We start from the raw sequence: 24355 nt of genomic DNA, 5'->3' as shown, positions 1-24355 counted from the left end.
AAATTTGATCATATTCTGACCGCAACTTTCCGAACCCGACCCCCAAAAACCGGAGCGCGCCATGAACAAGATCACGAATCACATGCCCACCGCCGAGCTTCAGGCGATCGACGCGGCGCATCACATGCACCCGTTCACGGCGAACGACGAACTGGCGAAGCACGGCGCGCGCGTCATCACGCGCGCCGACGGCGTGACGCTGACCGACAGCGAGGGCGAGCAGATCCTCGACGCGATGGCGGGGTTGTGGTGCGTGAACATCGGCTACGGCCGCGACGAGCTGGCCGAGGTCGCGGCGCGCCAGATGAAGGAACTGCCCTATTACAACACCTTCTTCATGTCGACGCATGTGCCTGCGATCGCGCTGGCCCAGAAGCTCGCCGAGCTCGCGCCGGGCGACCTGAACCACGTGTTTTTCGCCTCCGGCGGCTCGGAAGCCAACGACACCAACATCCGGTTGGTGCGCCGCTACTGGGACCTGATGGGCAAGCCCGACAAGAAGGTCATCATCAGCCGCAAGAACGCCTACCACGGCACCTCGATGGGCTCGGCGAGCCTGGGCGGCATGCAGGGCATGCACGCGCAGGGCGGGATGCCGATCCCCGACATCGTCCACATCGGGCAGCCCTACTGGTATCTCGAGGGCGGGGACATGAGCCCCGAAGAGTTCGGCCTGATGCGCGCCCGTGAGCTCGAGCAGAAGATCGACGAGCTGGGCGAGGGCCGGGTCGCGGCCTTCATCGCCGAGCCGATCCAGGGCGCGGGCGGCGTGATCATCCCGCCTGACAGCTACTGGCCGGAAGTGCGCCGGATCTGTGCGGAGCGCGACATCCTGTTCATCGCCGACGAGGTGATCACCGGCTTCGGGCGCACGGGCGAATGGTTCGGGTCGCAGCACTACGACCTGTCCCCCGACATCATGACCGTCGCCAAGGGCCTGTCGTCGGGCTACGCGCCCATCGGCGGCTCGCTGGTCTCCGACAAGGTGGCCGCGGTCATCGGGCGCGAGGAGTTCACGCACGGCTATACCTATTCCGGCCACCCGGTCGCGGCCGCGGTCGCGCTCGAGAACCTGCGCATCCTCGAAGAGGAAAGGATCGTCGACCACGTCCGTGACGAGGCCGCGCCCTACCTCGCCGAGAAATGGCATCAATTGGCCGATCACCCCTTCGTGGGCGAGACGACCATCGTGGGGATGATGGCGAGCCTTGCGCTCACCGCCGACAAGTCCGTGCGCAAGCCCTTCAAGGCCAGCCCCGGGACGGTCGGCTACATGACCCGCGAACGCTGCTTCGGCAACAACCTGATCATGCGCCACGTCGCCGACCGCATGATCGTCGCCCCGCCGCTGGTGATGACGAAGTCCGACATCGACACCCTGTTCGAACGCGCGGTGAAGTCGCTGGACGAAGCCTACAAGGACGTGAAGGAGGCGGGTCTTCTTGAGACCGCCGACTGAGCCTGGCCCTTGGACATCCTGACCGCCAACGACCGGCCGGGGGAGTACCCGCCGTCCCACTACGCCGCGAGCGTTCCCGCGCCGGAGCCGATGGCCCCGGCCGAGGGCGCCCTGCGGGCCGATGTCTGCATCATCGGGGGCGGCTTCACGGGGCTCTCCGCCGCGCTTCACATGGCCGAGGCGGGGCTCGACGTGGTGCTCCTGGAAGCGCAGCGCGTGGGGTTCGGCGCCTCGGGGCGCAACGGCGGGCAGGTGGGCACCGGCCAGCGGCTGGACCAGGAGGCGCTCGAGGATCTCGTCGGGGCCGAGCGCGCCCGCGCCCTGTGGGACATCGCGGTCGAGGCGGTCGCGCTGACCAAGGACCTCGCCGCGCGCCACGCGCCGGACGCGGGTTTCGCGCCCGGCATCATCCATGCCGACCACCGCGCCCGCGACGTGGCCCACAGCCACGCCTATGCCCGCAAGCTGCGCGACGAATACGGGCACGACGCGATCCGCCCGCTGGACCGCGACGCGTTGCGCGCGCTCTGCGCGTCGGACGCCTACCACGGCGGCACGCTCGACACGGCGGCCGGGCACCTGCACCCGCTGGCCTACGCGCTTGGCCTTGCACGTGCGGCGCGCACGGCCGGCGTGCGGATGTTCGAGCGCAGCCGCGTCACCGGTGTCACCGAGGGCGCGCCGGCGGTGGTCGAGACCGACGCGGCGCGGGTCACGGCGGACCACGTGCTCTGGGCCGCGAACGGATACCTGGGCCACGCCCAGCCGCGCGTGGCGCAGCGCGTCATGCCGATCAACAATTTCATCGTCGCGACCGAGCCGCTTGGCGATCTCGCGCACGAGATCCTGCCGCAAAACCACGCTGTCGCGGATTCCAAGTTCGTGATCAACTATTTCCGGCTGAGCCAGGACGGCCGCATGCTGTTCGGTGGCGGCGAAAGTTATGGCTACCGCTTCCCGGACGATATCGCTGCGAAGGCGCGCAAGCCGATGGTCGAGATCTTCCCGCAGCTGGCCGGGGCGCGGATCGACCACGCCTGGGGCGGCACGTTGGGTATAACCATGAATCGCATGCCGCATTTCGCGCGGCTGGGCCCCAATGTCTATTCCGCCTCGGGCTATTCCGGTCACGGGGTCGCGATGGCCACGATGGCCGGCAAGCTCACGGCCGAGATGGTCGCGGGGCAGGCGGGGCGTTTCGACCTGATGGCCGACGTGCCCACCCCGCGCTTCCCCGGTGGCGCTGCGCTGCGCACGCCGCTCCTGGTCGCCGCGATGCTGTGGTTCTCGCTGCGCGACCGGCTCTGAGGATCAGAGCCCTTCCACCATCTTGCGTAGTTCGAACTTCTGGATCTTGCCGGTCGATGTCTTGGGGAGTTCCGTGAACACCACGCGCTTGGGCGTCTTGAACCCGGCGAGCTTCGCGCGCGCATGCGCGATCAGCTCTTCCTCCGTCACTTCGGCCCCCTCCTTGAGTTCCACGAAGGCGCAAGGCACCTCGCCCCATTTCTCGTCGGGTTTCGCGACCACCGCGCAGAGCGACACGGCCGGGTGGTGCATCAGCACGTCCTCGACCTCGACGGAGGACACGTTTTCGCCGCCCGAGATGATGACGTCCTTCGCCCTGTCGGTGATCTTGATGTAGCCGTCGGGGTGCTGGAAAGCGATGTCGCCGGAGTGGAAATAGCCGCCGCGGAACGCCTCCGCCGTTGCCTCGGGGTTCTTGAGATAGCCCTTCATCACGACGTTGCCGCGGATCATGATCTCGCCCACGGTTTCGCCGTCCCACGGCACCTGTTCCATCGTCTCGCCGTCGAGGACGGTGACCTCTTCCATGTTCGCATGCCCCACGCCCTGGCGCGCCTTGACCGCGTAGCGCTCTTCGTCGGGCAGATCGTCCCATTCGTCCTTCCACAGCATCTCGGTGATGTGGCCATAGGTCTCGGTCAGCCCGTAGACCTGGCAGACGTGGAAGCCCAGGGGCTCGATCGCGGCAAGCGTCGCGGCCGAGGGGGGCGCACCGGCGGTGTAGACCTCCACCTCGTGATCGAAGGCGCGCCGGTCCTCGTCCTTCGCGTTGACGATCAGGCCCAGCACGATGGGTGCGCCGCCGAAATGGGTGACGCCCTCGTCGGCGATGGCGTCGTAGATCGCCTTCGCGGTAATGTCGCGGCAACAGACGATGGTCCCGCCGACCGCCGGAAGCGTCCAGGTATGGCACCAGTTGTTGCAGTGAAAGAGCGGCACGATGGTGAGATACCGGGTGTCCTTGTCGAGCCCCCAGGCGACCGCCACCCCCATCGTGTGCAGGTAGGCCCCGCGGTGGGAATAGACCACGCCCTTGGGCCGGCCCGTCGTACCGGACGTGTAGTTCAGCGCGAGGCTTTCCCATTCGTCCTTCGGCATGATCCATGCGAAGGCGGGATCGCCCCCTTCAAGGAAGTCCTCGTATTCGACATGGCGCCCGGTCGCCGGATGCCCGGCCGGGGCGTCGGAGACCTCGATCACCTTGGGCGGCGTGCCTTCCATCTCTTCGAGCGCCTTTTCGAGGACGGGGAGAAACTGGGTGTCGACCAGCACCGCCTTGGCCCCGCCATGGCCCAGGATATAGGCGATCGTGCCGGGGTCGAGGCGCACGTTGATCGTGTTCAGGATCGCGCCGGCCGCCGGCACGCCCCAATGTGCCTCGGCCTGGGCGAGCGTGTTGGGCAGCAGGGTGGCGACCACGTCGCCGGAGGCGACGCCTGCGCGCGCGAGCGCCGAGGCGAGCCGCGAGACGCGCCCATGAAGCTCGCCGTAGGTGAACCGGCGCGCGCCGTCGACGATGGCGGTGCGTTCGGGAAACACCCGGTTCGCGCGCCGAAGATGCGACAGCGGCGTCAGGGCGACGAAGTTCGCCGCGTTCTTCTCAAGCCCGGTCTCGTCGGCCAGCCAACCCATGATGTCCTCCCATGTCTCCTCCGGGTCGATTAGGGCGGAACGAAAGGGGCCGGTCAATGCGGGTTTTTACTGACAGGGCAGGCGGGTAGGATACCGCATGATCATTTCGCGCGGCCGCCGCTACATTTTCGTCCATGCGCCCAAGACGGGGGGCACGTCGCTCGCCCTCCTGCTCGAAGGCAAGGCGATGAAGGACGACATCATGGTGGGCGACACGCCCAAGGCGCGCAGGCGCCGGGGGCGGGTCAAGGGGATCGAGACCTCGGGGCGGCTCTGGAAGCATTCCATGCTCTCGGACCTCTACGGGCTCGTCACGCAGGTGGAGATGGAGGATTTCTTCGTCTTCACCCTGGTGCGCAACCCGTGGGACCGGATGGTGAGCTATTACCACTGGCTTCGCGACCAGTCCTTCGACCACCCGGCGGTGACGCGGGCGCGGGCCCTGTCGTTCGATGCCTTCGTCACCGATCCGATGGTCCTGCGCGCGATCGAGGCCAGCCCCTATGGCCGCTACGTCGAGGATGGCGACGGCGTCGAGCAGGGGGATCATTTCGTGCGTCTCGAGCGCTTCGCGGAGGACCTGGAGCCGGTCGCGGCGGCGTTGGGCGTGAAATTTCACGAAATTCCCCACGAAAATGCCTCGAATCGGCGCGATGATTTCCGCAGCTACTACTCCGATGCCGGCGCGGAGGCGGTCGCGCGCGCTTGTGCGGTCGATATTTCCCGGTTCGGCTATCGGTTCGATGCCTGACTTTGTCGCGGCTGCGGCGATAATGCGACGCGCGCTTCGCAAACCGTCCGGCAATCCGCAACATTGACGCGAAGTCGCCTTATTTGTGCCCGAAAATCTTCGTCCCCGCTTCCCACAACTGAAGGAGCTGGCGGGGCGCAAGGGCTGTGACCGTTCCGCCGACACAAAGACAGGGGGATGATCACGACGTTCGCGATCACGAACGTGCGCCGCAAGGCCCGGTTCGATTGAGACGCGGACCCGCTACCTCCGAAAAGAGATACATGGCCAGGCAGGCCAGCAAGAGTTTTTCGCGCTCGTTCCTGCCCCCCAAAATCACCAGCGCGAAAACGCCCCGTCCGACCCCCTTGCCGGACGGGGCACTTTATTTCAGTGGAAGAACTTCTGCGTCGGGAAGGCGATCACGCCCTCGTCGGCCAGCCGGTCGGCGGCCTTCGAGGACCCGGCGCGCGCGGCGTCGATCAGGTCGCGCACGCCCTCCGGCGGATTGCCGGTGGCCGCCGCGATCACGTCGCGCATATGGGGGAAGGAATAGGCCTGCTCGGTCAGCGCGGCCGCGCCATAGGCGGTCTGGCCGAGGCCGGAGTAATGGCGGAGCGATCCGCCCGCGCGGCGCAGGCGTTTCTCGAAGATCGAACAGGCGATGAGACAGGTATCGGCAAGCGCGCGCATCTCGGCCGGAGCGGCGCGCCGGTCCATCGCGGACACCACGCGGATCGTGAGCCGGTCGACCCGGACCTGTTCGCGCATGAAGCGTGCGATGGTGATCGCCATGTAATGGCGCAGCGTGTCGCTCAGGGGAATCCCGGTTTCACGAATTCCGTCTCCGACAAGGTCGTCGGCGGCGGCAACAAGGGCATCTTGCATTCTCGAACCTCCTGCTTCCTGCCTTCGGAGCCGCGCGAAACGCACGCGACCCTTGGTAGGAGGTTACCCCGCCCCGGAATTTGATCAAAAGAAATCTCGACGCGATCACGCGACTGTGGCCCATCTGCCCGCGATCCGGGCAGGGGCGCCCGGATGCGCGGCACGGCAGGAACCGCGCGGCGGCGGGTCAGGGAAGCGGCACTTCACCGCCCAGGCGACGAAAGAGCGAAGCTTCCTCGTCGTTCTTGAAGAAGGGCACGCTGTCGGGGGCATCGAGATCCGGCAGACGCGCGGCGATCTCGGCCAGCACCACCTGCGTGATGAAGGGCAGGTCGAAGTCGCGCACGTCGGCGAGGGGGATCCACTGGAGGTGGCTCAGTTCGTCCTCGGCCCCGGAGAAATCGTCCGGATCGGTCTTCAGGCGGGCGGCATCGGCCACGAAGAAGCGCGCGTCGAAGCGGCGCGAGCGCCCCGGCGGCGTGATCGCGCGGAACACGAAGGCGAGCCCGTCGGGCGAGGGGCGGTAGCCGGCCTTCGCGAAGCCGTGCCAATGCTTCGGCGGAGCGCCGGGCCAGTCGCCGGGCACGCCCAGGATCTGGCCGGTCTCTTCCCAGAGTTCCCGGATCGCCGCGGCCAGCAGCGCGGGGCCGATCCCGTCGCGCGCGTCCTCGCCCAGCCGGGTGCGACAGGGTTCGGCGCCTTCCTCGGCCAGCGGGACGTTGTAATCCTCGCCGTCCAGCGCGCCGCCGGGAAAGACGAACTTGTTGGGCATGAAGGCGGCCTTGGCACCGCGCTGCCCCATCAACACGCGCGGTGCGGTGCCCGCGTCCCGGATCAGGACGACGGTGGCCGCGTCACGGATCACCTTGGACTTGTCGATACTCTGTTCGTTCATGCTCCCCCCGTCGCGCGGGGGTGGGCCCGCGTCATGTTTCGCTGTTGGCCATCTGGGCGGGGGCGAACCCGTGCATGCGCTTGGCCCACTGCACCCCCACCATCAGGCCCTTGAACCTTGGCAGAAGGTAGAGGGAGAGCGCAACCGCGACAATGGCCAGCACCGAGAAGAGGACCATCGGGTCGGGGCGGAAGATGGTGAAGCCGAAGTGGAAGAACGGCACCATGAGGTGGCCCACCACGAGGATGGTGAGATAGGCCGGGCCGTCGTCGGCGCGCTGGTGATGCAGCTCCTCGCCGCAGACGGGGCAGCTCTGGCGCACCTTCAGGTAGCTTTTCATCATCGGTCCCGTGCCGCACTGTGGGCAGCGCCGGCGCCAGCCGCGCCACACGGCGGGCTTCACGGGGCGTTCCGCGCCGGTGTCGGCGTCGCGGGCCAGCTCGGCGTTGGTCGATGCATCCATGTCGGGTCTCACTCGGTCGTTCGAAATCGCGCAGGCTCTATCTAGGGTGCCCGGGGGCGTTTGCCCATGCTTCGGAATGTCGCGCGGGCCAAGTGGCGGGAAGCAGCGCGAAAAAAACGCACGTCCGGGCGACGGAAACGCCGTTGTGCCGCGTTTTAGGTCATGTCGGAGGGACGATCCCCCCGGCGATCAAGGCAGGACACCTTGAGACCATGAGGAGAATACCATGAAACGCGTCTTCAAGATTGCAGGCTTCGGGCTTCTGACAGGGGCGGCCGTGACGCTCGCGGGTGCGGCGATGGCCGATCGCGGGCCGATGGGGCCGCGCGGCCAGATGGGCGGCATGCGCCCGGCGCCGGTCAGCTTCGCCGAACTCGATGCCGACGGAAACGGTCAGATCACCGAAGCCGACCTGGCCGCGCGCGCGGAGGCCCGGTTCTCGGACGCCGATGCCAACGGCGACGGGTCGCTGACGCTCGAAGAACTGGTGGCCGCCGGCATCGCCCGGTTCGACGACAGGCGGGCCGCGCGCCAGCAGGCCGCCGCCCCGGGCGCTGTGGTGGGGCGTCCCTCCGACGCGCAGGTCACGGCGCGCGCCGAACGCATGGCGAGCGGGATGCTCCAGCGCGCGGACGCGGACGGCAACGGCACCATCGAAGCCGCCGAGATGGGCGCAGGGCGCGGCATGAGCCGGCTCTTCGACCGGGCCGACGCAGATGGCGACGGGGCGATCACCGAGGCGGAGTTCGACGCGGCCCGCGAAGAGATGGCCGCCCGGCTGCACGAGCGCCACGAGGGCATGGGCCGCCACGGCGACGGGGACGAACGCCCCTGGGGACGTGGCGACCGCCACTGATCCTTCACCTAAGACGCGGGTGGGCCGGGTATGGCCCGCCCGCGCGAAGATTGCGGTGACGCGGGCGACAGGGTTTACTTCCGGACGCGATGGACATGGCATTCGACGACGCACAGGCGGTCTCGGACGAGGCGCTCCTGGTGGCCTTTGGCAACGGCGACCGGGAGGCCGCTCAACGCCTGACCGCCCGGCTCGCGCCACGCGTGCTGGGCTTCGCCGTGCGCAGCCTGGGTGGCGACAGGGCGGAGGCCGAGGATGTCACGCAGGAGGCGATGCTGCGCCTGTGGAAGATCGCACCGGAGTGGCGCCAGGGCGAGGCCAAGGTGACGACCTGGCTCTTCCGGGTGACGGCCAACCTCTGCACGGACCGGCTGCGCAAGCGGCGCGGCGTCGACCTGGACAGCGTGCCGGAACCGGAAGACCACGCGCCTGCCGCGGTCGACGGGATGATCGCGGCAGACCGGGTGCAGGCACTCGACCGCGCATTGGGCGAGTTGCCGGAGCGGCAGCGCCAGGCCGTGGTCCTGCGCCATCTCGAGGGAATGGCGAACCCCGAGATCGCGGAGGTTATGGAAATCAGCGTCGAGGCGGTGGAAAGTCTCACCGCCCGGGGCAAGAGAACGCTGGCACGGATCCTGTCCGGCCGGCGCGAGGGGTTGGGATATGGGTCGCAGTGACGAAACCGACCGCAATGCGGTGATGCTCGAGGATGTCTTTTCCGCCGCGCGCGACGAGGCCCCGGTGCCGTCGCAAGCGCTTCTGGGCCGGATCATGGCCGATGCGGACGACGTCACGCGGGCGCGTGATGCGGCCCGTGCGGCCCCCGTGCGCCGCCGGGGCGCCTTCGCGGCCATCGCCGCGGCGATCGGCGGCTGGCCCGCGGTCGCAGGCATGGCGACGGCGGCGGGGGCCGGTGTCTGGATCGGCGTGGCCCAGCCGCCCGCGCTGTCGACGCTCACCGGCACGATGCTGACCGGCACGACGGCACAATACCAGCTCGAGGAATTCGCCCCCGGCTACGCGGCGCTCGTGAGCTTTGAAGAGGAGTTGGCCGAATGACCGAAACGACGCCCCCGGCGGACCGCCGGACCCCCGCCTGGGTCAAGGTGCTCCTCGCCGTGTCCCTGGCGCTCAACCTGTTGGTGGCGGGAATCGTCGTTGGCGCCCGGTTCGGGGACGGGCCGCACGGCCACGACGGGCGCCCCGGCCCGCGTGGCGGGTTCGACCCGGCGCTGGGCCCGTTCTCGCGCGCCTTGCCGGAGCCCTACCGCGACCGCGCGCTCGACGAACTGCGGGCGCGGGCCGGTGACGCCCGGGCGAACCGCGCCGCGCTCGCGGGGCAGGTGTCGGAGATGCTCTCGCTCCTGCGCGACGAGCCATTCGACGCGCAGGCGATGGGCGCGGTGCTCGATGCCCAGAGCGCGGTCTTCGCCGAACGCGGCGAGATCGGACGCGACGTGGTGCTGGAACAGATCGCGGCGATGAGCCCGGCGGAGCGCGCGGCCCTGGCCGACCGGCTGGAGCGCGGGTTGCGCCGCGCGCTCGAGGGGGCCGGGCGCTGAGGGCTCAGGCCGCGCTGCGTTCGGCGGTGAAGGTGACGCGGTTGCGACCGGCAGCCTTGGAGGCATAGAGCGCCCGGTCGGCCCGCTCCACCATGGCGCGCGGCCCGTTGGACCCGCCGTCGCACAGCGCCACGCCGATGGAGACCGTGACCGGCACCGCGAGCGTTCCGGCGCAGGCGGGCATCGGCCCCGCGGACACCGCGCGGCGCAGCCGGTTCGCCATGCGCCGGGCCATGTCGGGGCCAGTGTCGGTGAGAACCACCAGGAATTCCTCCCCCCCGATCCGGGCGACAAGGTCGGTGTCACGCAGCGCACCGCGCAGCCGGCACGCCGTTTCGCGCAGCACGTCGTCGCCCGCCAGGTGGCCGTATCGGTCGTTCACCGCCTTGAAATGATCCAGATCGAGCATCAGGAGCGCGCAGGCCCCGCGGCCCGGTTCGCGCAGCACGCGCGACAGGTAGCATTCCGCGTAGCGCCGATTGAACAGGCCCGTGAGGGGATCGCGTAATGCCTCGCCCAGCTGGTCCTCGACCAGGGCGCGCAGCCGGTCGGTCTCGCGCTTGCGCGCGATGAGGCGGCGCAGGCGCGCGGCAAGCTCATCGCCCCGGAAGGCGCCGCGCATCACCGCGTCCGCCCCGAGGTCGGGCGCCTGGTCGGCGCTCGTATCCTTCAGGTACGGGGTCGTGACGATGATGATGGCGTGGCGCGTCGCCGGACGCGCGCGGAGTTCCGCGACAAGGCCCAGGGCGCTGTCGGTCCGGCCTGGCACATGGGCGATCACGAAGGCATCGGTGACGCGTCCGGGGTCCAGAACGTTGGCCGGTGCGGCGAGCATCACCCGCGCCGGGACGGCAGCCTCGAGCGCCCGGCGCCACTCGGGCCCATGCGCGGGGTCGGGGGGCACCAGCGTGACCTGCGTGGGCGGTTCGAACGCCACGCCTGCCTCCGCCAGCCCGTCGGTCACGATCAGAGCCTGGCGCCGCGCGAGCTCGGCCCGTTCCGACCGCGCGCGCAGCAGGCTGCGCAACACCGCGAGGAGCCGACGTTCGTCGGGCATGGCGCACAGGCATTCCTCGGCCCCCGCCTCGAAGGCGGCGATCCGGGTCGCTCCATCGTCGGCCACGCCGTAGAGCACGACCGGAATGTCGCCTGTCACCGGGGACGTGCCGAGGGCACGGCAGGCCTCGATGCCGCCGCCTGGGAAGTCGATGTCCATCAGGATCGCGTCCGGTTGTTCCACGCGGGCGAGATGCAGGAGTTCGTTCCTGTCGCGGGCCTGCGCGACGCGGTAGTGCCCCGCGGCCAATCGCGCCTTGATCGCGATACGATCCGTGACGAGGTCATCTGCGATGAGAATGCGTCGACCCATGGTGTTCCGCTCGAATTTCATTGCATACATTGCGTTTCATTAACCACTACCCAAGAAGTGTTAAAAAATGGTTTCCGGGAATGAGAGGCTGGGCACGATGAAACAGGAACAGGCCGAAACGATCGGTTTGCAGGCGCTGGGTTGGCTGGCAGGGAACGACGAGCTGATGCCTGTCTTCCTTGGCTCGACGGGCGGCGACCTCGCGGATCTGAAGGCGCGGGCGAACGATCCCGGTTTCCTCGGGGCGGTCCTGGATTTCATCACGATGGACGACGCCTGGGTCGTTTCGTTCTGTGATGACGCCGGGCTCGACTACGCGCAGCCGATGCAGGCGCGCGCGGCGCTGCCGGGCGGAGGAGACATGCATTGGACCTGACACGTCACTTGGACGCGGTGCTCTTCGACAAGGACGGCACCCTTTTCGATTTCGCGAAGAGCTGGTCGGCCTGGGCTGTGCGTGTGCTCGACGAGCTCGCGGGCGGCGATCCGGAGCTTGCCGATGCGCTGGGCCGGGCGATGTCCTTTGACCGGGCGACCGGCCGCTTCTCGCCCGATTCCGTGGTGATCGCGGGCACGCCCGAGGACGTGGCAGGCCTGATCGCCCCCGTGCTCGGCACGGAACCGGACGCGCTGGTGGAGGTGCTGAACGGTGCCGCCGCCGCCGCGCCGATGGTCGAGGCGGTGCCGCTCGCGCCCCTGCTGGAAGACTTGCGTTCCGGCGGGCTGAAGCTCGGGGTCGCCACGAACGACGGCGCCGTCCCGGCGCGCGCGCATCTAGAGGGGGCCGGTGTCTTCGCCGCTTTCGATTTCGTCGCCGGGTCGGACAGCGGCTGGACCCCGAAGCCCGCGCCGGACATGTGCCTCGCCTTCGCCGAGGCGATGGGGGTCGCACCGGCGCGCGTTGCGATGGTGGGCGACAGCCTGCACGACCTGCACGCTGGACGTGCGGCGGGCATGGCGACGGTGGGGGTGCTCACGGGCCCGGCCGAAGCCGCGCATCTCGAGGGTCACGCCGATGTCGTTCTGCCGGATATCGGGCATCTGCCCGGCTGGCTTTCGAGCGGGACCCGTATGGGCTGACCAGCACGACATTTTGCGAAAAATTCGCGGTATTACGGGGTGTTGGGCGGCTCCGGCCCCCGCTGATCTTTCCGAAATCTTAAGGATGCACTGACATGGTCGGCGCGCTGATCGAGGGTGCCCGATGCATGGAATTGTCTGCCGTTCTTTCGAAACTTTCGTGAAGGCCGCCTACGGGCCTTCGCTCTGGCGGGAGTTGACCGATCGGCTCGACATGGCCGCGTCCAGTTTCGAGCCGATGTTTCACTACGACGACGGGCTGGTCCTGCGGCTCGTGACGCTCTGCGCCGAACGGCTGGGAAAGCCACGTGAGGTGCTGCTGGAGGATTTCGGAACCGACCTCGTGGCCGGCTTCGCCTCGGGCCGGGTGCGCCGGCTTCTGCGCTATTGCGGGATCGACTACGCGGATTTCCTGCACGCGCTGGACGATCTGCCCGGCCGCGTCGCGCTGGCGGTGCCCGACATCGGCCTGCCGGAACTCGAGCTCACCGAATGCGGGCCGGGGCGCTACCGGCTTGCCTGCCGCTCCCGCTTTCCCGGCGCGGCGCACGTGATCACCGGGCTCTTGCGTGCGCTGGCCAACGAATACGGGGCGCTTGCGGTGCTCGACTGCGCCGGGCGGGAAGGGGATGCGGAGGTGATCGACATCCACCTGTTGCAGGAAGCGTTCGCCGAAGCGCGCGGATTCGACCTGTCCGACACCCTTCTTGCCGTCGGGGGGCGGGACGCATGAGCGCGGAAAAGACGATCCAGGTATCGATGGAGGCGCTCGATCGCGTGATGCCGCTTCACGTGGTGTTCGATACCGAGGGCACGATCCGGCAGATCGGCCCGACGCTGACCAAGGTGCTGGGCGGGCGCGACGTGGTGGGACAGCAGATGCTCGACCTCTTCGAACTGCGCCGCCCGCGGGAGGCGGAGATCGTCGCGCTCCTCACCCGTGGTGCAACGGGCAAGGTGATCCTGCGCCTGCGCGACGGGTTCAACACCCAGCTGATCGGAAGCGCGGTGCGACTCGAGGGAGAGGACGGGGTTCTCCTGAACCTCTCGTTCGGCCTGTCCGTCTTCGATGCGGTGCGCAACTTCGGGCTGGCGGGGTCCGATTTCGCGCCCACGGACCTGACGCTGGAGCTGCTCTACGTGGCGGAGGCGAACGCGGCGGCGATGGCGGAAAGCCGGGCGCTGAACGAACGCCTGCACGGGGCCAAGACCCGGGCCGAGACGGCGGCCCAGACCGATCCGCTGACGGGGCTCAGCAACCGCCGCGCGCTCGACCGCCAATTGCGCCGGCTGATCGACCGGGGTGTGCCCTTCACCATCGCCCACATGGATCTGGATTTCTTCAAGTCCGTGAACGACACGCACGGGCACGCGGCGGGCGACAGCGTGCTCAGGGACGTGGCACGGGTGCTGGTCGAGGAAACACGCGCGCGCGATGCCGTGGCCCGGATCGGCGGCGACGAGTTCGTCCTGCTTTTCCCCGGCCTCACGGATCGTGACCGGGTGTCGGCCATCGCGGCGCGCATCATCCGGCGCCTGGGCGAGCCGATCATGGTGGATGGCGAGCGGTGTGAGGTGTCGGCCTCGATCGGGCTCGTCCTGTCCACGCAGTACGACCACCCCGAGGCCGACGCGATCATGGCGGACGCCGACGCGGCGCTCTATGCCTCGAAGGCCGCCGGGCGCGCCTGCTTCACCTTCCTCGACCCGCGGGTCGCGTGAGCCGCGCAAAAGAAAAGGGCCGGTGAAACCGGCCCTTCCCAAAGACTTTCCAAGTGGATCAGGCGAACCACCAGCGCTCCATCCAGCGCATGCCGTCCACGTCCCAGTTGGACCCCATCACCTCGGGGTGGGCGACCGAGTCGCTGTGGGCGAAGACCCACGAGGCGAACATCGGAATGAGCGCGCCGCCCTTCTGGTTCAGGATCGCCTGCATCTCGTAGTACATCTCGCGACGCTTGGCTTCGTCCAGTTCGCCGCGCGCCTTCACGAGAAGCTCGTCGAAGCGTTCGTTCGACCAGAACGTGTCGTTCCAGGACGCCCCGGTCTGGTAGGTCGTGGTGAACATCTGGTCCTCGACCACGCGCCCGGACCAGTAGACCGCCGAGAACGGCTTCTTCATCCACACGTCGGACCAGTAGCCGTCGTTCGGCTCGCGCACGACGTTGATGTCGATGTTCGCGGCCTGGGCCGAGTTCTGGTACAGCACCGCCGCGTCCACCGCGCCGGAGAAGGCCGCATCGGCCGCCGACAGGTTGACGCTGAGCGAATCCATGCCCGCCTGCTTGAGGTAGTACTTGGCCTTGTCCGGGTCGTAGGTGGTCTGTTCCAGCTCGTCGTTGAAATAGCGCTGACCGCGCCCGATCGGGTGGTCGTTGCCGACGACGCCGTAGCCGAAGAGGATCTTCTCGACCAACTCTTCGCGGTTGATCGCGTGCTTGAGCGCGAGACGCACGTTGTTGTCCGTGAACGGATCCTGCGTCGTGATCATCGCGAAGTCGTAGTGCAGGTTGCCCGGCACCGACTGCACCTGGATGTTCGGGTTGGCCCGGTTCATCATCCCGATGGTCTTCAGGTCGAGCCGGTCGATCGCGTCCACGTCACCCGACACCAGCGCCGTCGTGCGCGCGTTCTGGTCGACCAGCGAAAGCATCTCGATGGTGTCGAAGAAGGCGCGGTCGTCCTGGTAGTAGTTCTCGTTGCGCTCGAAACGCGCCACGACGCCCGGCTGGAATTCCACGAGCTTGTAGGACCCGGCACCGTCGCCGGAGCGCCAGTCCACGGCCCCGTCCTTATAGGGCAGGATCACCACGTGGTAATCCGAGAGCACGAAGGGGAAGTCCGCGTTCGGGCCCTTCAGCTTGAAGACGACCGTGTCGTTGCCTTCGGTCGTGATGTCGGCGATCGGCTCGACGATCGGTTTGGCCGCCGAGGTCGATTTCTCGCCGCGGTGGTAGTTGATCGACTCGACGACGTCCTCGAGCGTCACTTCCTTGCCGGAGTGGAACTGCACGCCGGTGCGCACCTTGAAGCGCCACTCGGTCGCGTCGTCGGAGGCTTCCCAGCTTTCGGCCAGTTCCGGGACGATCGAACCGTCGGCGGCCACCTCGGTCAGGCGGGTGTGCATGCCGTGCGACAGCGACGTGGTGAAGCTGTTCTCGTAGGTGGCCGGATCCAGCGTGTCGGTGCTCGACCCGTGGGCGATGCCGAAGCGCATGTTGCCACCACGCTTCGGCTCCGCGCGTGCTGCGCTCAGCGGCAGCGTGGCCGCCACGGCGGTGGCCGCCGTCGTTTTCAGAAATCCGCGGCGATCGAACATACCGCTACCAAATTTGGACATAGTCCTCTCCCTCTAAAGGTCCCATTGATTTTTGTTGACTGATGAGTCAATCAAACATATCCGGGTGCTTCCTGCAACTACCAAGACGTGGGGTCACAATGCCCAAAGTCGGGATGGAACCCAAGCGTCGCCTTGAATTGGTCGAGGCGACGGTGCACGAGATCGGGACACGCGGCACGCTGGACGTGACCGTGAGCCAGATCGCGCGCACCGCCGGGATCTCGAGCGCGCTGGCCCATCATTACTTCGGATCGAAGGAACAGCTCTTCGCGGCGGCCATGCGCCACATCCTCAAGCTTTACGGGGCCGAGGTGCGCGGGGCGCTGGCGATGGCGACCACGCCGCGCATGCGGATCGAGGCGATCATCCGGGCCAGTTTCGCGCCCACGCAGTTCCGCCCCGAGATGGTTTCGGCCTGGATGAACTTCTACGTGCAGGCCCAGAAATCGGCCGATGCCCGCCGGCTTCTGCATGTCTACCAGAGCCGTCTGCGTTCCAACCTGATGCACGATCTGCGTGCGCTGGGCTGCCCCGATCCGATGATGCTGACCCACGGGCTCGCCGCGATGATCGACGGCCTCTACATCCGCCAGGCGCTGCGCGACGACCCGCTGGAGGCCGACACCGCGTTGCAGGTGCTCCTGCATTACCTCGACACGTCGCTCACCGAAGGAGGCTGCGCATGACCCGCCCCAACATCCTGATTTTCATGGTGGATCAGCTCAACGGCACGTTGTTTCCCGACGGGCCGGCCGAGTGGCTCCACGTGCCGAACCTGCGCAAGCTGGCCGAGCGCTCGACGCGGTTCGCCAATTGCTACACCGCCTCGCCGCTCTGCGCGCCGGGTCGGGCGAGCTTCATGTCCGGGCTTCTGCCGTCCCGCTCGCGGGTCTACGACAACGCCGCCGAGTTCTCGGCCGACATCCCGACCTTCGCCCACCACCTGCGCCGCGCGGGCTACCAGACCTGCCTGTCGGGCAAGATGCACTTCGTGGGTCCCGACCAGCTTCACGGGTTCGAGGAACGGCTGACCACGGACATCTATCCGGCCGACTTCGGCTGGACCCCGGATTACCGCAAGCCGGGTGAGCGGATCGACTGGTGGTATCACAACCTCGGGAGCGTCACGGGGGCCGGGGTGGCCGAGATTTCGAACCAGATGGAGTACGACGACGAGGTCGCCTACAACGCGACGCGCAAGGTCTATGACCTCGGGCGTGGCCACGACGCGCGCCCCTGGTGCCTCACGGTGAGCTTCACCCATCCCCACGACCCTTACGTCGCGCGCAAGAAGTACTGGGACCTCTACGAGGATTGCGAGCACCTGCTGCCCGAGGTCCCGGCGATGGACTACGAGGATCACGATCCCCATTCCAAGCGAATCTTCGACGCCAACGACTGGCGCTCGTTCGACATCACCCAAGAGGACATCCGCAAGTCGCGCCGCGCCTATTTCGCCAACATCTCCTATCTCGACGACAAGATCGGCGAGGTGATGGAGGCGCTCGAGGGGACGCGCCAGGACAAGGACACGATCATCCTCTTCGTCTCCGACCACGGCGACATGCTGGGCGAGCGGGGGCTGTGGTTCAAGATGAGCTTCTACGAGGGCTCGGCGCGGGTGCCGATGATGATCGCGGCGCCAAACATGGAGCCGGGGCGCGTGGACACGCCGGTGTCGAACATCGACGTGTGCCCGACGCTGTGCGAGCTGGCCGGCGTCTCGATGGACGAGGTGGCGCCTTGGACCGAGGGGCAAAGCGTCGTGCCGATGGGGCAGGGCGTGGCACGCACCGCGCCGGTGGCGATGGAATACGCCGCCGAAGCCTCCTATGCCCCGGTCGTGTGCCTGCGCGAAGGGAAATGGAAGTTCACCCGATGCGCGCTCGACCCCGATCAGCTCTTCGACCTCGAGGCCGACCCGCACGAGCTCACCAACCTTGCGGAGGATCCGGCCCACGCCGAAACGCTCAAGCATTTCAGTGATATGGCCGATGCGCGCTGGAACCTCGACCAGTTCGACGCCGAGGTGCGCGAAAGCCAGGCGCGCCGCTGGGTCGTCTACGAGGCGCTGCGACACGGGGGGTATTACCCGTGGGATTACCAGCCGCTCCAGCGCGCCTCGGAACGCTACATGCGAAACCACATGGACCTGAACGTCGTCGAAGAGAACCAGCGCTTCCCGCGCGGCGAGTGACCCTGATCCGAAAGAGGCCGACATGACCTACCCGACCCAACCCGAGGCGAGCCATTTCGTGAATGGCCGCTACGTCGAGGACACCGACGGCACCCCGATGGACGTGATCTATCCGGCCACCGGCGAAGTCGTCGCGCGCCTCCACGAGGCAACGCCGGCGATCATCGACCAGGCCATCGAAAGCGCGCGTGCCGCGCAGGCGGACTGGGCGGCCTTGTCGGGCACCGAACGGGGCCGCGTCCTGCGCCGGGCCGCCGACCTCATGCGTGAGCGCAACCACGAACTGTCGGTGCTCGAGACGATGGACACCGGCAAACCCTACCAGGAGACCTCCGTGGCGGACGCGACCAGCGGGGCGGACGCGCTGGAATACTTCGGCGGGCTCGCGGGCAGCCTGACCGGCGAACACATCCCGCTGCCGGGGGGCGACTGGGCCTACACGATCCGCGAGGCGCTGGGCGTCTGCGTGGGGATCGGGGCGTGGAACTACCCGACCCAGATCGCCTGCTGGAAGGCCGCCCCGGCGCTGGCCTGCGGCAACGCGATGATCTTCAAACCGTCCGAGACGACCCCGCTCTGCGCCCTGAAGGTCGCAGAGATCCTGATCGAGGCGGGCCTGCCCGCCGGGCTTTTCAATGTGGTGCAGGGGGCGGGCGCCGTGGGCGCGCCGCTGACTACCGATCCGCGTGTCGACAAGGTATCGCTCACCGGGTCCGTGCCGACGGGGCGCAAGGTCTATGCGGCAGCCGCCGAGGGCATCAAGCACGTCACGATGGAGCTCGGGGGCAAATCTCCGCTGATCGTCTTCGACGATGCCGACATCGAGGATGCCGTGGGCGGCGCGATCCTGGGCAACTTCTATTCCTCCGGGCAGATCTGCTCCAACGGCACCCGCGTCTTCGTGCAGGCGGGCATCAAGGAGGCCTTCCTGAAGCGCCTGACCGAACGGCTTTCGACCGCCGTGATCGGTGATCCCCTGGACGAGGCCACGAATTTCGGCCCGATGGTGAGCGAAGCCCAACTGGGCATCGCGCTGAACTACGTCGCCGCGGGGCAGGAGGAAGGCGCGCGGCTCGTCACCGGGGGCACCCGGATCGACAAGCCGGGCTTCTGGATGACGCCCGCCGTCTTTGCCGACGTGACGGACGACATGGCGATCGCGCGCGAAGAGATCTTCGGCCCGGTGCTGAGCGTGCTCGACTTCACCGACGAGGACGAGGTGATCGCGCGCGCGAACGATACGGAATACGGGCTCGCCGCCGGTGTGTTCACCTCCGACCTCAAGCGTGGGCACCGGGTGATCGGGCGCCTGGAGGCGGGGACCTGCTACCTCAATTCCTACAACGACGCGCCGGTCGAGATGCCCTTCGGGGGCGTGAAGGCCTCGGGCGTAGGGCGCGAGAATTCCAAGGCCGCGATCGAGCACTACAGCCAGCTCAAATCGATCTACGTGCGCATGGGCGCGGTGGAGGCGCCGTTCTGAGATGGAAGCGGATTTCGTCATCGTTGGGGCCGGCAGCGCGGGCTGCGTCATGGCAAATCGGCTGAGCGAGGCCGGTCATTCGGTGCTCGTCGTGGAACACGGCGGCTCGGACGCGGGGCCGTTCATCCAGATGCCGGGCGCGCTGTCCTACCCGATGAACATGAAGCGCTACGACTGGGGCTACCAGAGCGAGCCGGAGCCGCACCTGGGCAACCGGCGGCTGGCCTGCCCACGCGGCAAGGTGATCGGCGGGTCGTCCTCGATCAACGGCATGGTCTACGTGCGCGGCCACGCCCGCGACTATGACCACTGGCGCGACGAGGGGGCGGACGGCTGGGGCTATGCCGACGTGCTGCCCTACTTCAAGCGCATGGAACACTGGCACGACGGCGGGCACGGGGGCGACGCCGCCTGGCGCGGCCATGACGGGCCGCTTCACGTCAGCCGCGGGCGCATGGCCAACCCGCTCACCCGGGCCTTCGTGGAGGCCGGGGTCGAGGCGGGCTATCCCCGTACCGACGACTACAACGGTGCCCAGCAGGAAGGCTTCGGCCCCTTCGAGATGACGGTCTGGCGCGGTCGGCGCTGGTCGGCCGCGAACGCCTACCTCAAGCCCGCGCTGAAGCGCGAGACCTGCTCGATCGTGCGCGCACTGGTGCAGCGCGTGGTGATCGAAGAGGGGCGCGCCGTGGGCGTCGAGGCGCTGCGCGGCGGCCGGACCGAGGTGATCCGGGCCCGGCGCGAAGTCATTCTCGCGGCATCCTCGATCAATTCGCCCAAGCTCCTCATGCTCTCGGGCATCGGCCCCGGCGCGCATCTGGCCGAACACGGCATCGAGGTGGTCGCCGACCGCCCCGGCGTGGGGGCGAACCTTCAGGATCACCTGGAGACCTACGTCCAGATGGCCGCGAGCCAGCCCGTGAGCCTCTATCGCTACTGGAACCTGTTGGGAAAAGGGCTCGTGGGCCTGCGCTGGCTCCTGGGCAAATCGGGGCCGGGGGCGTCGAACCAGTTCGAGAGTTGCGGCTTCATCCGCTCGCGCGCCGGTGTCGACTACCCGGACATCCAGTTCCATTTCCTGCCCATCGCCGTGCGCTATGACGGGAAGGCGGCGGCCGAGGGACATGGGTTCCAGGCCCACGTGGGTCCCATGCGCTCCGCCTCGCGCGGGGCCGTGAGCCTGCGCAGCGCCGACCCGGCCGACGACCCGGTGATCCGCTTCAACTACATGAGCGAGGAGAGCGACTGGCAGGAGTTCCGCCAGTGCCTGCGCCTCACGCGCGAGATCTTCGGGCAGCCGGCGTTCAAGCCTTTCCTGCGGCACGAGATCCAGCCGGGCGCCGGCGCGCAGGACGACGCGGCGCTCGACGATTTCATCCGCGAGCATGCCGAGAGCGCCTACCACCCCTGCGGCACCTGCCGCATGGGCCGTGCCGACGATCCCCGCTCGGTGGTCGACCCGGAAGGCCGCGTGATCGGCGTCGACGCGCTGCGCGTCGCCGACAGTTCGATCTTCCCGCGCATCACCAACGGCAACCTCAACGCGCCGTCGATCATGACGGGCGAAAAGATGTCGGACCACATCCTGGGCCGCACCCCGCTCCCCCCGGAAAACGCCAAGGTGTGGATGCACCCCGACTGGCAGACCGCGCAGCGGTAGGCGACTTGGCGGCGGCGCACGGAACGGTTCTCCGCCGCCGCCGCAGCCGCCATTTCATGCGAAGAGAAAGTCCGGCGCATGGCTTTTGCGTCCGCGCACGCGAATGGTCGCGTGAGGCGCGCAAGGTCTTGAATTTCAGGGAAAGTTACCCGCCAAGTGGCAGCCCGTAGGGGAATCGAACCCCTCTTTCCAGGTTGAAAACCTGGCGTCCTAACCGATAGACGAACGGGCCGCGCTTGGCGTGAGCCGGTGTTTAGAAAAAGCCCGGGGTGGGTGCAAGAGGGAATCTTGGCCCCGATGCAACTTTTTCTGCATCGTCGTCACCGGCACCGGAAATCGCGGGGGTGTCGAGGGGCATGGAAGGACCGGAAAAGACCCGGGTGTCTCGTCATTACCCCTTTTAATCAATGAGTTGACGGGCGATCCGGCAGCGCGCGCCAGTTCGCCTGCACATGGCCGGGAGGCGCGGCGCAGGTCACGTCCCACGCGTTTGAAAAAACGTTTTCGTCGGGTCACGTGACCACTGCGCCCGGCCACGCCGGCGCCGGCCGACTCGTCAGGTCGCGCAGTCCCGCGCGGCGGGGATGACGGGCGGTGGTGCCCTCACGCGGGTGCGGCGTCGTCCAGCCGGAGCTGTGGCATCACGCGCCCGTTCCAGTGATTGATTTCGAGCCGTCCGGCCAGGTGGAAGCGCGCCCCGCCATGGTTCTCGAGCGCCGGTCCCAGCGGGCCGTCGAAAGCGCCGAAGGCGATGGCGTCGAGCTTCGCGCCCAGCCCGTCGCCGAAGCTGACCTTGAGGTGCCGGTCGCCGACCCGCTTGGCGAACGCGATCTGCACGTCCGGGAAGGCGAAGCGCGGGCCCGGCGCTCCGGCGCCGTAGGGGCCGGCCGACTCGATCTCCTCGATCAGCTCCACGCGCGCCGCCCCCGGCATCAGCGTGCCGTCGAGCGCCAGGTCGCGCGGTCCCATCGCCCCGGCTCCCTGTCGCTCAAGAAGCTCCGAGAGCCGCGCCATCGCGGGCTCCAGCTGCGCGCGGCCGAGTGACAGCCCGGCGGCCATCTTGTGCCCGCCGCCCTTCTCGATGAGCCCCTCGGCGGCCAGCTTCTGGATCGCGGCGCCCAGGTCGATGCCGGACACCGAACGCCCGGAGCCCTTGCCGTCGTCCCCGTCGAAGCCGATGACGATGGACGGACGGTTCGAGGCTTCTTTCAGGCGCGAGGCGACGATGCCCACCACGCCCGGGTGCCAGTCGTCGCCCGCGGCCCAGACGAGCGGCGCCTCGAGCCCGCGGCCCTCGGCCTGCTCCATCGCGGCCAGGCGCACCTGTTCCTCGATCTCGCGCCGTTCCGTGTTGAGCTGGTCGAGCCGGTCGGCGATCGCGGCGGCCTCGGCCGGGTCGGTGGTCGACAGGAGCCGCGCGCCCAGGTCCGCCTTGCCGATGCGTCCGCCCGCATTGACCCGCGGCCCCATCAGGAAGCCCAGGTGATAGGGGCGGGGCGCCTCGTTCATCCGGCTGACGTCGGCCAGGGCCACCAGGCCGGCGCGGGTGCGCCGGGCCATGATCTTCAGCCCCTGGACCACCAGCGCGCGGTTCGCCCCCACGAGCGGCGCGACATCCGCCACCGTGGCGAGCGCCACGAGGTCGAGGAGCGACAAGAGGTCGGGGCCCTGCCGACCGGACTCGCGCAGCTGGCGCCCGGCCTCGACCAGCATCAGGAACACCACGCCTGCGGCACAGAGATAGCCGGGGGCGTCGATCTCGTCCTGCCGGTTGGGGTTCACCACGGCCACGGCAGGGGGAAGCGTTTCGCCGCCCAGGTGGTGGTCGAGCACGACCACCTCGGCCCCCTTGGCGTTGGCCGCCGCGATGGGTTCATGGCTCAGCGTCCCGCAATCCACGCAGATGATGAGCGAGTGGGACTCGGCCAGCGTCTCCATCGCCGGGACATTGGGGCCATAGCCTTCGTCGATCCGGTCTGGCACGTAGAGCGTGACCCGGTGGCCCATCCGGCGCGTCCAGTCGATCAGGAGCGCGGCGGAGGCCCCCCCGTCCACGTCGTAATCGGCGAAGACCGCGATCCGCTCGCCCTTGTCGAGGGCGGCGATCACGCGCGCGGCGGCTGTCTCCATGTCGCGCATGGAGCGGGGATCGGGCAGGGTGTCGCGCAGGGTGGGGGCCAGGAAGCCCGCGCAGGCCTCCGGCGCGATGCCGCGCCGGGCCAGTACGGCGCAGACCGGGGCGGACAGGCCGGTGGCCTGCACCAGCGCCTCTGCCTGGCGCTCGAGCTCCACGCCCGGCCCGGACCAGCGCCGGCCGGTCAGGCTCTCCTCGACGCCGAGATAGGCTGTCACCGCGCCCCCATCAGGCGCCGACCCATTCCTTCGGGTTCCGGTAGATCATGCGCCGCACCGACCCGGTCTTCGAGCGCATGAGCAGCGTCTCGGTGGTCAGGTGATCGGGTTCACGCTTGATGCCCTCGACGATGGACCCGTCGGTGACGCCGGTGGCGGCGAAGATCACGTCGGCCTGCACCATTTCGTCGCGGGCGTAGATCTTGTCGAGATCGGTGATCCCGGCCTTGGCGGCGCGGCCCCGTTCGTCGTCGTTGCGGAAGGTGAGGCGCCCCCACATCTGCCCGCCCATGCACTTGAGCGCGGAGGCGGCGAGCACGCCTTCCGGTGCGCCACCGGACCCCATGTACATGTCGACCCCGGTGATCTCGGCCTCGGCGCAATGGATCACGCCGGCCACGTCACCGTCGGTGATCAACCGGATCGCGGCCCCGGTGGAGCGGATGTCGGCGATCATCTCCTCGTGGCGGGGACGTTCCAGCACGCAGACGGTGATGTCGTTCGGATCGCACTCGCGCGCCTTTGCGAGCGCGCGCACGCGTTCGGACGGCGACATCTCGAGGCTCACCACGTCCGCCGGATAGCCCGGCCCGATCGCCAGCTTGTCCATGTAGACGTCCGGCGCGTGCAGCAGCGTGCCGCGCGGGGCCATCGCGATCACGGTGAGCGCGTTGGGCATGTCCTTGGCGGTGAGCGTCGTCCCTTCGAGCGGGTCGAGCGCGATGTCCACCTCGGGCCCGTTGCCGGTGCCCACTTCCTCTCCGATGTAGAGCATCGGCGCCTCGTCGCGCTCGCCCTCGCCGATCACGACGGTGCCCTTGATGTCGAGCAGGTTGAGCTGGTCGCGCATGGCGTTGACGGCGGCCTGGTCGGCGGCCTTCTCGTCACCGCGCCCGACGAGCTCGGCCGAGGCCATCGCGGCCGCCTCGGACACGCGGGCGAGGCCCAAAGACAACAGACGGTCGGCGAATACGACGGGCGAAGCGGTCATGGAAAATGTCCCTCGAAGGTTCGTGTTGACCAACTCCTAGCAGGCACGCGAGGAGGGTAAAAGCTGGCATGCGCAGGTTTGCGCTACCAA

At 68.3% G+C, this 24355-nt stretch carries 23 protein-coding genes and 1 tRNA gene; 15 read left to right on the top strand and 9 right to left on the bottom strand.

Annotation, left to right across the window (positions count from 1 at the left end; translation table 11 throughout):
- Window positions 1–61: 61 nt before the first annotated feature.
- Both GQE99_RS02020 and GQE99_RS02015 read left to right on the top strand, forming a co-directional pair.
- Window positions 62–1459, top strand: coding sequence for an aspartate aminotransferase family protein (locus GQE99_RS02020; RefSeq protein WP_161349912.1), 1398 nt, complete (start codon window positions 62–64; stop codon window positions 1457–1459).
- A 9-nt stretch (window positions 1460–1468) separates the two neighbouring features.
- A complete protein-coding gene (locus tag GQE99_RS02015) occupies window positions 1469–2767 on the top strand; it encodes an NAD(P)/FAD-dependent oxidoreductase (RefSeq protein WP_161349911.1) in 1299 nt (432 codons plus the stop codon).
- A 3-nt stretch (window positions 2768–2770) separates the two neighbouring features.
- Here the strand turns inward: GQE99_RS02015 and GQE99_RS02010 are convergent, their stop codons facing one another.
- Window positions 2771–4399 (bottom strand): long-chain-fatty-acid--CoA ligase, encoded by a 1629-nt coding sequence (locus tag GQE99_RS02010; RefSeq protein WP_161349910.1) that lies wholly within the window; start codon window positions 4397–4399, stop codon window positions 2771–2773.
- 97 nt (window positions 4400–4496) lie between these two features.
- Here GQE99_RS02010 and GQE99_RS02005 point away from each other — a divergent pair, with 97 nt between their 5' ends.
- Window positions 4497–5150 (top strand): sulfotransferase family 2 domain-containing protein, encoded by a 654-nt coding sequence (locus tag GQE99_RS02005; RefSeq protein WP_161349909.1) that lies wholly within the window; start codon window positions 4497–4499, stop codon window positions 5148–5150.
- Window positions 5151–5519: 369 nt separating this feature from the next.
- Here GQE99_RS02005 and GQE99_RS02000 read toward each other — a convergent pair whose 3' ends face one another.
- The 3 genes from GQE99_RS02000 to GQE99_RS01990 form a co-directional block, all read right to left on the bottom strand.
- Complete coding sequence (locus tag GQE99_RS02000; RefSeq protein WP_161349908.1) at window positions 5520–6017, bottom strand: hypothetical protein; 498 nt, start codon at window positions 6015–6017, stop codon at window positions 5520–5522.
- 187 nt (window positions 6018–6204) lie between these two features.
- Entirely contained in the window at window positions 6205–6912 is a 708-nt protein-coding gene (locus GQE99_RS01995; RefSeq protein WP_161349907.1) for an NUDIX hydrolase, read from the bottom strand.
- Between the two features lie 31 nt (window positions 6913–6943).
- Window positions 6944–7375, bottom strand: a complete 432-nt coding sequence (locus tag GQE99_RS01990; protein ID WP_161349906.1) for a DUF983 domain-containing protein — start codon at window positions 7373–7375, stop codon at window positions 6944–6946.
- A gap of 226 nt (window positions 7376–7601) precedes the next feature.
- On the opposite strand from GQE99_RS01990, the gene GQE99_RS01985 reads away from it, so the two are divergent.
- From GQE99_RS01985 to GQE99_RS01970, 4 genes are all read left to right on the top strand, one after another.
- Window positions 7602–8231 (top strand): EF-hand domain-containing protein, encoded by a 630-nt coding sequence (locus tag GQE99_RS01985; protein ID WP_161349905.1) that lies wholly within the window; start codon window positions 7602–7604, stop codon window positions 8229–8231.
- 89 nt (window positions 8232–8320) lie between these two features.
- Entirely contained in the window at window positions 8321–8908 is a 588-nt protein-coding gene (locus GQE99_RS01980; RefSeq protein WP_161349904.1) for an RNA polymerase sigma factor, read from the top strand.
- Window positions 8895–9290: a dihydroorotate dehydrogenase gene (locus tag GQE99_RS01975; protein WP_161349903.1), complete on the top strand. Its 396-nt coding sequence runs from the start codon at window positions 8895–8897 to the stop codon at window positions 9288–9290. Before GQE99_RS01980 ends, GQE99_RS01975 begins: the two co-directional genes overlap by 14 nt.
- The gene (locus GQE99_RS01970) at window positions 9287–9793 is read left to right on the top strand and encodes a periplasmic heavy metal sensor (RefSeq protein WP_161349902.1); all 507 of its coding nucleotides are present in this window, start codon (window positions 9287–9289) and stop codon (window positions 9791–9793) included. Before GQE99_RS01975 ends, GQE99_RS01970 begins: the two co-directional genes overlap by 4 nt.
- 4 nt (window positions 9794–9797) lie before the next feature.
- On the opposite strand, the gene GQE99_RS01965 is transcribed toward GQE99_RS01970, so the two are convergent.
- Window positions 9798–11162 carry a diguanylate cyclase gene (locus tag GQE99_RS01965; RefSeq protein ID WP_161349901.1) on the bottom strand — a complete coding sequence of 455 codons (1365 nt, stop codon included), beginning with the start codon at window positions 11160–11162 and terminating at the stop codon, window positions 9798–9800.
- Window positions 11163–11259: 97 nt separating this feature from the next.
- Here GQE99_RS01965 and GQE99_RS01960 point away from each other — a divergent pair, with 97 nt between their 5' ends.
- The 4 genes from GQE99_RS01960 to GQE99_RS01945 all read left to right on the top strand — a co-directional run bounded on the left by GQE99_RS01960 (window position 11260) and on the right by GQE99_RS01945 (window position 13964).
- A complete protein-coding gene (locus GQE99_RS01960; protein WP_161349900.1) occupies window positions 11260–11538 on the top strand; it encodes a DUF3572 domain-containing protein in 279 nt (92 codons plus the stop codon).
- On the top strand, window positions 11529–12242 hold the full coding sequence (locus GQE99_RS01955) for an HAD family hydrolase (RefSeq protein ID WP_161349899.1): 714 nt from the start codon (window positions 11529–11531) through the stop codon (window positions 12240–12242). Before GQE99_RS01960 ends, GQE99_RS01955 begins: the two co-directional genes overlap by 10 nt.
- Before the next feature lie 124 nt (window positions 12243–12366).
- A complete protein-coding gene (locus GQE99_RS01950; RefSeq protein ID WP_235917079.1) occupies window positions 12367–12975 on the top strand; it encodes a heme NO-binding domain-containing protein in 609 nt (202 codons plus the stop codon).
- Window positions 12972–13964 carry a GGDEF domain-containing protein gene (locus tag GQE99_RS01945; protein WP_161349897.1) on the top strand — a complete coding sequence of 331 codons (993 nt, stop codon included), beginning with the start codon at window positions 12972–12974 and terminating at the stop codon, window positions 13962–13964. The genes GQE99_RS01950 and GQE99_RS01945 overlap by 4 nt, the downstream gene beginning before the upstream one ends.
- Before the next feature lie 58 nt (window positions 13965–14022).
- Here the strand turns inward: GQE99_RS01945 and GQE99_RS01940 are convergent, their stop codons facing one another.
- Entirely contained in the window at window positions 14023–15582 is a 1560-nt protein-coding gene (locus GQE99_RS01940; RefSeq protein ID WP_161349896.1) for an ABC transporter substrate-binding protein, read from the bottom strand.
- 98 nt (window positions 15583–15680) lie between these two features.
- Between GQE99_RS01940 and betI the strand changes: the two genes are divergently transcribed.
- From betI to betA, 4 genes are read left to right on the top strand one after another with little or no spacing between them, the layout of a single operon-like run.
- A complete protein-coding gene (betI, locus tag GQE99_RS01935; protein ID WP_161349895.1) occupies window positions 15681–16268 on the top strand; it encodes a choline-binding transcriptional repressor BetI in 588 nt (195 codons plus the stop codon).
- On the top strand, window positions 16265–17779 hold the full coding sequence (betC, locus tag GQE99_RS01930) for a choline-sulfatase (RefSeq protein WP_161349894.1): 1515 nt from the start codon (window positions 16265–16267) through the stop codon (window positions 17777–17779). The genes betI and betC overlap by 4 nt, the downstream gene beginning before the upstream one ends.
- Window positions 17780–17801: 22 nt before the next feature.
- Window positions 17802–19262: a betaine-aldehyde dehydrogenase gene (gene betB, locus GQE99_RS01925; RefSeq protein WP_161349893.1), complete on the top strand. Its 1461-nt coding sequence runs from the start codon at window positions 17802–17804 to the stop codon at window positions 19260–19262.
- Window position 19263: 1 nt separating this feature from the next.
- Window positions 19264–20922: a choline dehydrogenase gene (gene betA, locus GQE99_RS01920; RefSeq protein ID WP_161349892.1), complete on the top strand. Its 1659-nt coding sequence runs from the start codon at window positions 19264–19266 to the stop codon at window positions 20920–20922.
- Window positions 20923–21079: 157 nt separating this feature from the next.
- Here the strand turns inward: betA and GQE99_RS01915 are convergent.
- From GQE99_RS01915 to glpX, 3 genes are all read right to left on the bottom strand, one after another.
- Window positions 21080–21154 (bottom strand) — tRNA-Glu (locus tag GQE99_RS01915).
- A 371-nt stretch (window positions 21155–21525) separates the two neighbouring features.
- Window positions 21526–23274, bottom strand: a complete 1749-nt coding sequence (recJ, locus tag GQE99_RS01910; protein ID WP_161349891.1) for a single-stranded-DNA-specific exonuclease RecJ — start codon at window positions 23272–23274, stop codon at window positions 21526–21528.
- A 10-nt stretch (window positions 23275–23284) separates the two neighbouring features.
- Entirely contained in the window at window positions 23285–24265 is a 981-nt protein-coding gene (glpX, locus tag GQE99_RS01905; protein ID WP_161349890.1) for a class II fructose-bisphosphatase, read from the bottom strand.
- Window positions 24266–24355 lie beyond the last annotated feature (90 nt).

The sequence above is a fragment of the Maritimibacter harenae genome, from assembly GCF_009882975.1.
Classification (GTDB): Bacteria; Pseudomonadota; Alphaproteobacteria; order Rhodobacterales; family Rhodobacteraceae; genus Maritimibacter; species Maritimibacter harenae.
This window is presented reverse-complemented; position numbering and strand designations above follow the sequence as displayed.

What these genes read in the sequence shown, in the direction of transcription:
- betA (WP_161349892.1), top strand. Translation starts at nt 19,264, where the DNA reads ATGGAAGCGGATTTCGTCATCGTTGGGGCCGGCAGCGCGGGCTGCGTC.
- GQE99_RS01960 (WP_161349900.1), top strand. Translation starts at nt 11,260, where the DNA reads ATGAAACAGGAACAGGCCGAAACGATCGGTTTGCAGGCGCTGGGTTGG.
- GQE99_RS01950 (WP_235917079.1), top strand. Translation starts at nt 12,367, where the DNA reads ATGCATGGAATTGTCTGCCGTTCTTTCGAAACTTTCGTGAAGGCCGCC.
- glpX (WP_161349890.1), bottom strand. Translation starts at nt 24,265, where the DNA reads ATGACCGCTTCGCCCGTCGTATTCGCCGACCGTCTGTTGTCTTTGGGC.
- betI (WP_161349895.1), top strand. Translation starts at nt 15,681, where the DNA reads ATGCCCAAAGTCGGGATGGAACCCAAGCGTCGCCTTGAATTGGTCGAG.
- GQE99_RS02010 (WP_161349910.1), bottom strand. Translation starts at nt 4,399, where the DNA reads ATGGGTTGGCTGGCCGACGAGACCGGGCTTGAGAAGAACGCGGCGAAC.
- GQE99_RS01945 (WP_161349897.1), top strand. Translation starts at nt 12,972, where the DNA reads ATGAGCGCGGAAAAGACGATCCAGGTATCGATGGAGGCGCTCGATCGC.
- GQE99_RS01990 (WP_161349906.1), bottom strand. Translation starts at nt 7,375, where the DNA reads ATGGATGCATCGACCAACGCCGAGCTGGCCCGCGACGCCGACACCGGC.
- GQE99_RS02005 (WP_161349909.1), top strand. Translation starts at nt 4,497, where the DNA reads ATGATCATTTCGCGCGGCCGCCGCTACATTTTCGTCCATGCGCCCAAG.
- GQE99_RS02000 (WP_161349908.1), bottom strand. Translation starts at nt 6,017, where the DNA reads ATGCAAGATGCCCTTGTTGCCGCCGCCGACGACCTTGTCGGAGACGGA.
- betC (WP_161349894.1), top strand. Translation starts at nt 16,265, where the DNA reads ATGACCCGCCCCAACATCCTGATTTTCATGGTGGATCAGCTCAACGGC.
- GQE99_RS01985 (WP_161349905.1), top strand. Translation starts at nt 7,602, where the DNA reads ATGAAACGCGTCTTCAAGATTGCAGGCTTCGGGCTTCTGACAGGGGCG.
- GQE99_RS01980 (WP_161349904.1), top strand. Translation starts at nt 8,321, where the DNA reads ATGGACATGGCATTCGACGACGCACAGGCGGTCTCGGACGAGGCGCTC.
- GQE99_RS02020 (WP_161349912.1), top strand. Translation starts at nt 62, where the DNA reads ATGAACAAGATCACGAATCACATGCCCACCGCCGAGCTTCAGGCGATC.
- GQE99_RS01965 (WP_161349901.1), bottom strand. Translation starts at nt 11,162, where the DNA reads ATGGGTCGACGCATTCTCATCGCAGATGACCTCGTCACGGATCGTATC.
- GQE99_RS01995 (WP_161349907.1), bottom strand. Translation starts at nt 6,912, where the DNA reads ATGAACGAACAGAGTATCGACAAGTCCAAGGTGATCCGTGACGCGGCC.
- betB (WP_161349893.1), top strand. Translation starts at nt 17,802, where the DNA reads ATGACCTACCCGACCCAACCCGAGGCGAGCCATTTCGTGAATGGCCGC.
- GQE99_RS01970 (WP_161349902.1), top strand. Translation starts at nt 9,287, where the DNA reads ATGACCGAAACGACGCCCCCGGCGGACCGCCGGACCCCCGCCTGGGTC.
- GQE99_RS01975 (WP_161349903.1), top strand. Translation starts at nt 8,895, where the DNA reads ATGGGTCGCAGTGACGAAACCGACCGCAATGCGGTGATGCTCGAGGAT.
- GQE99_RS01940 (WP_161349896.1), bottom strand. Translation starts at nt 15,582, where the DNA reads ATGTCCAAATTTGGTAGCGGTATGTTCGATCGCCGCGGATTTCTGAAA.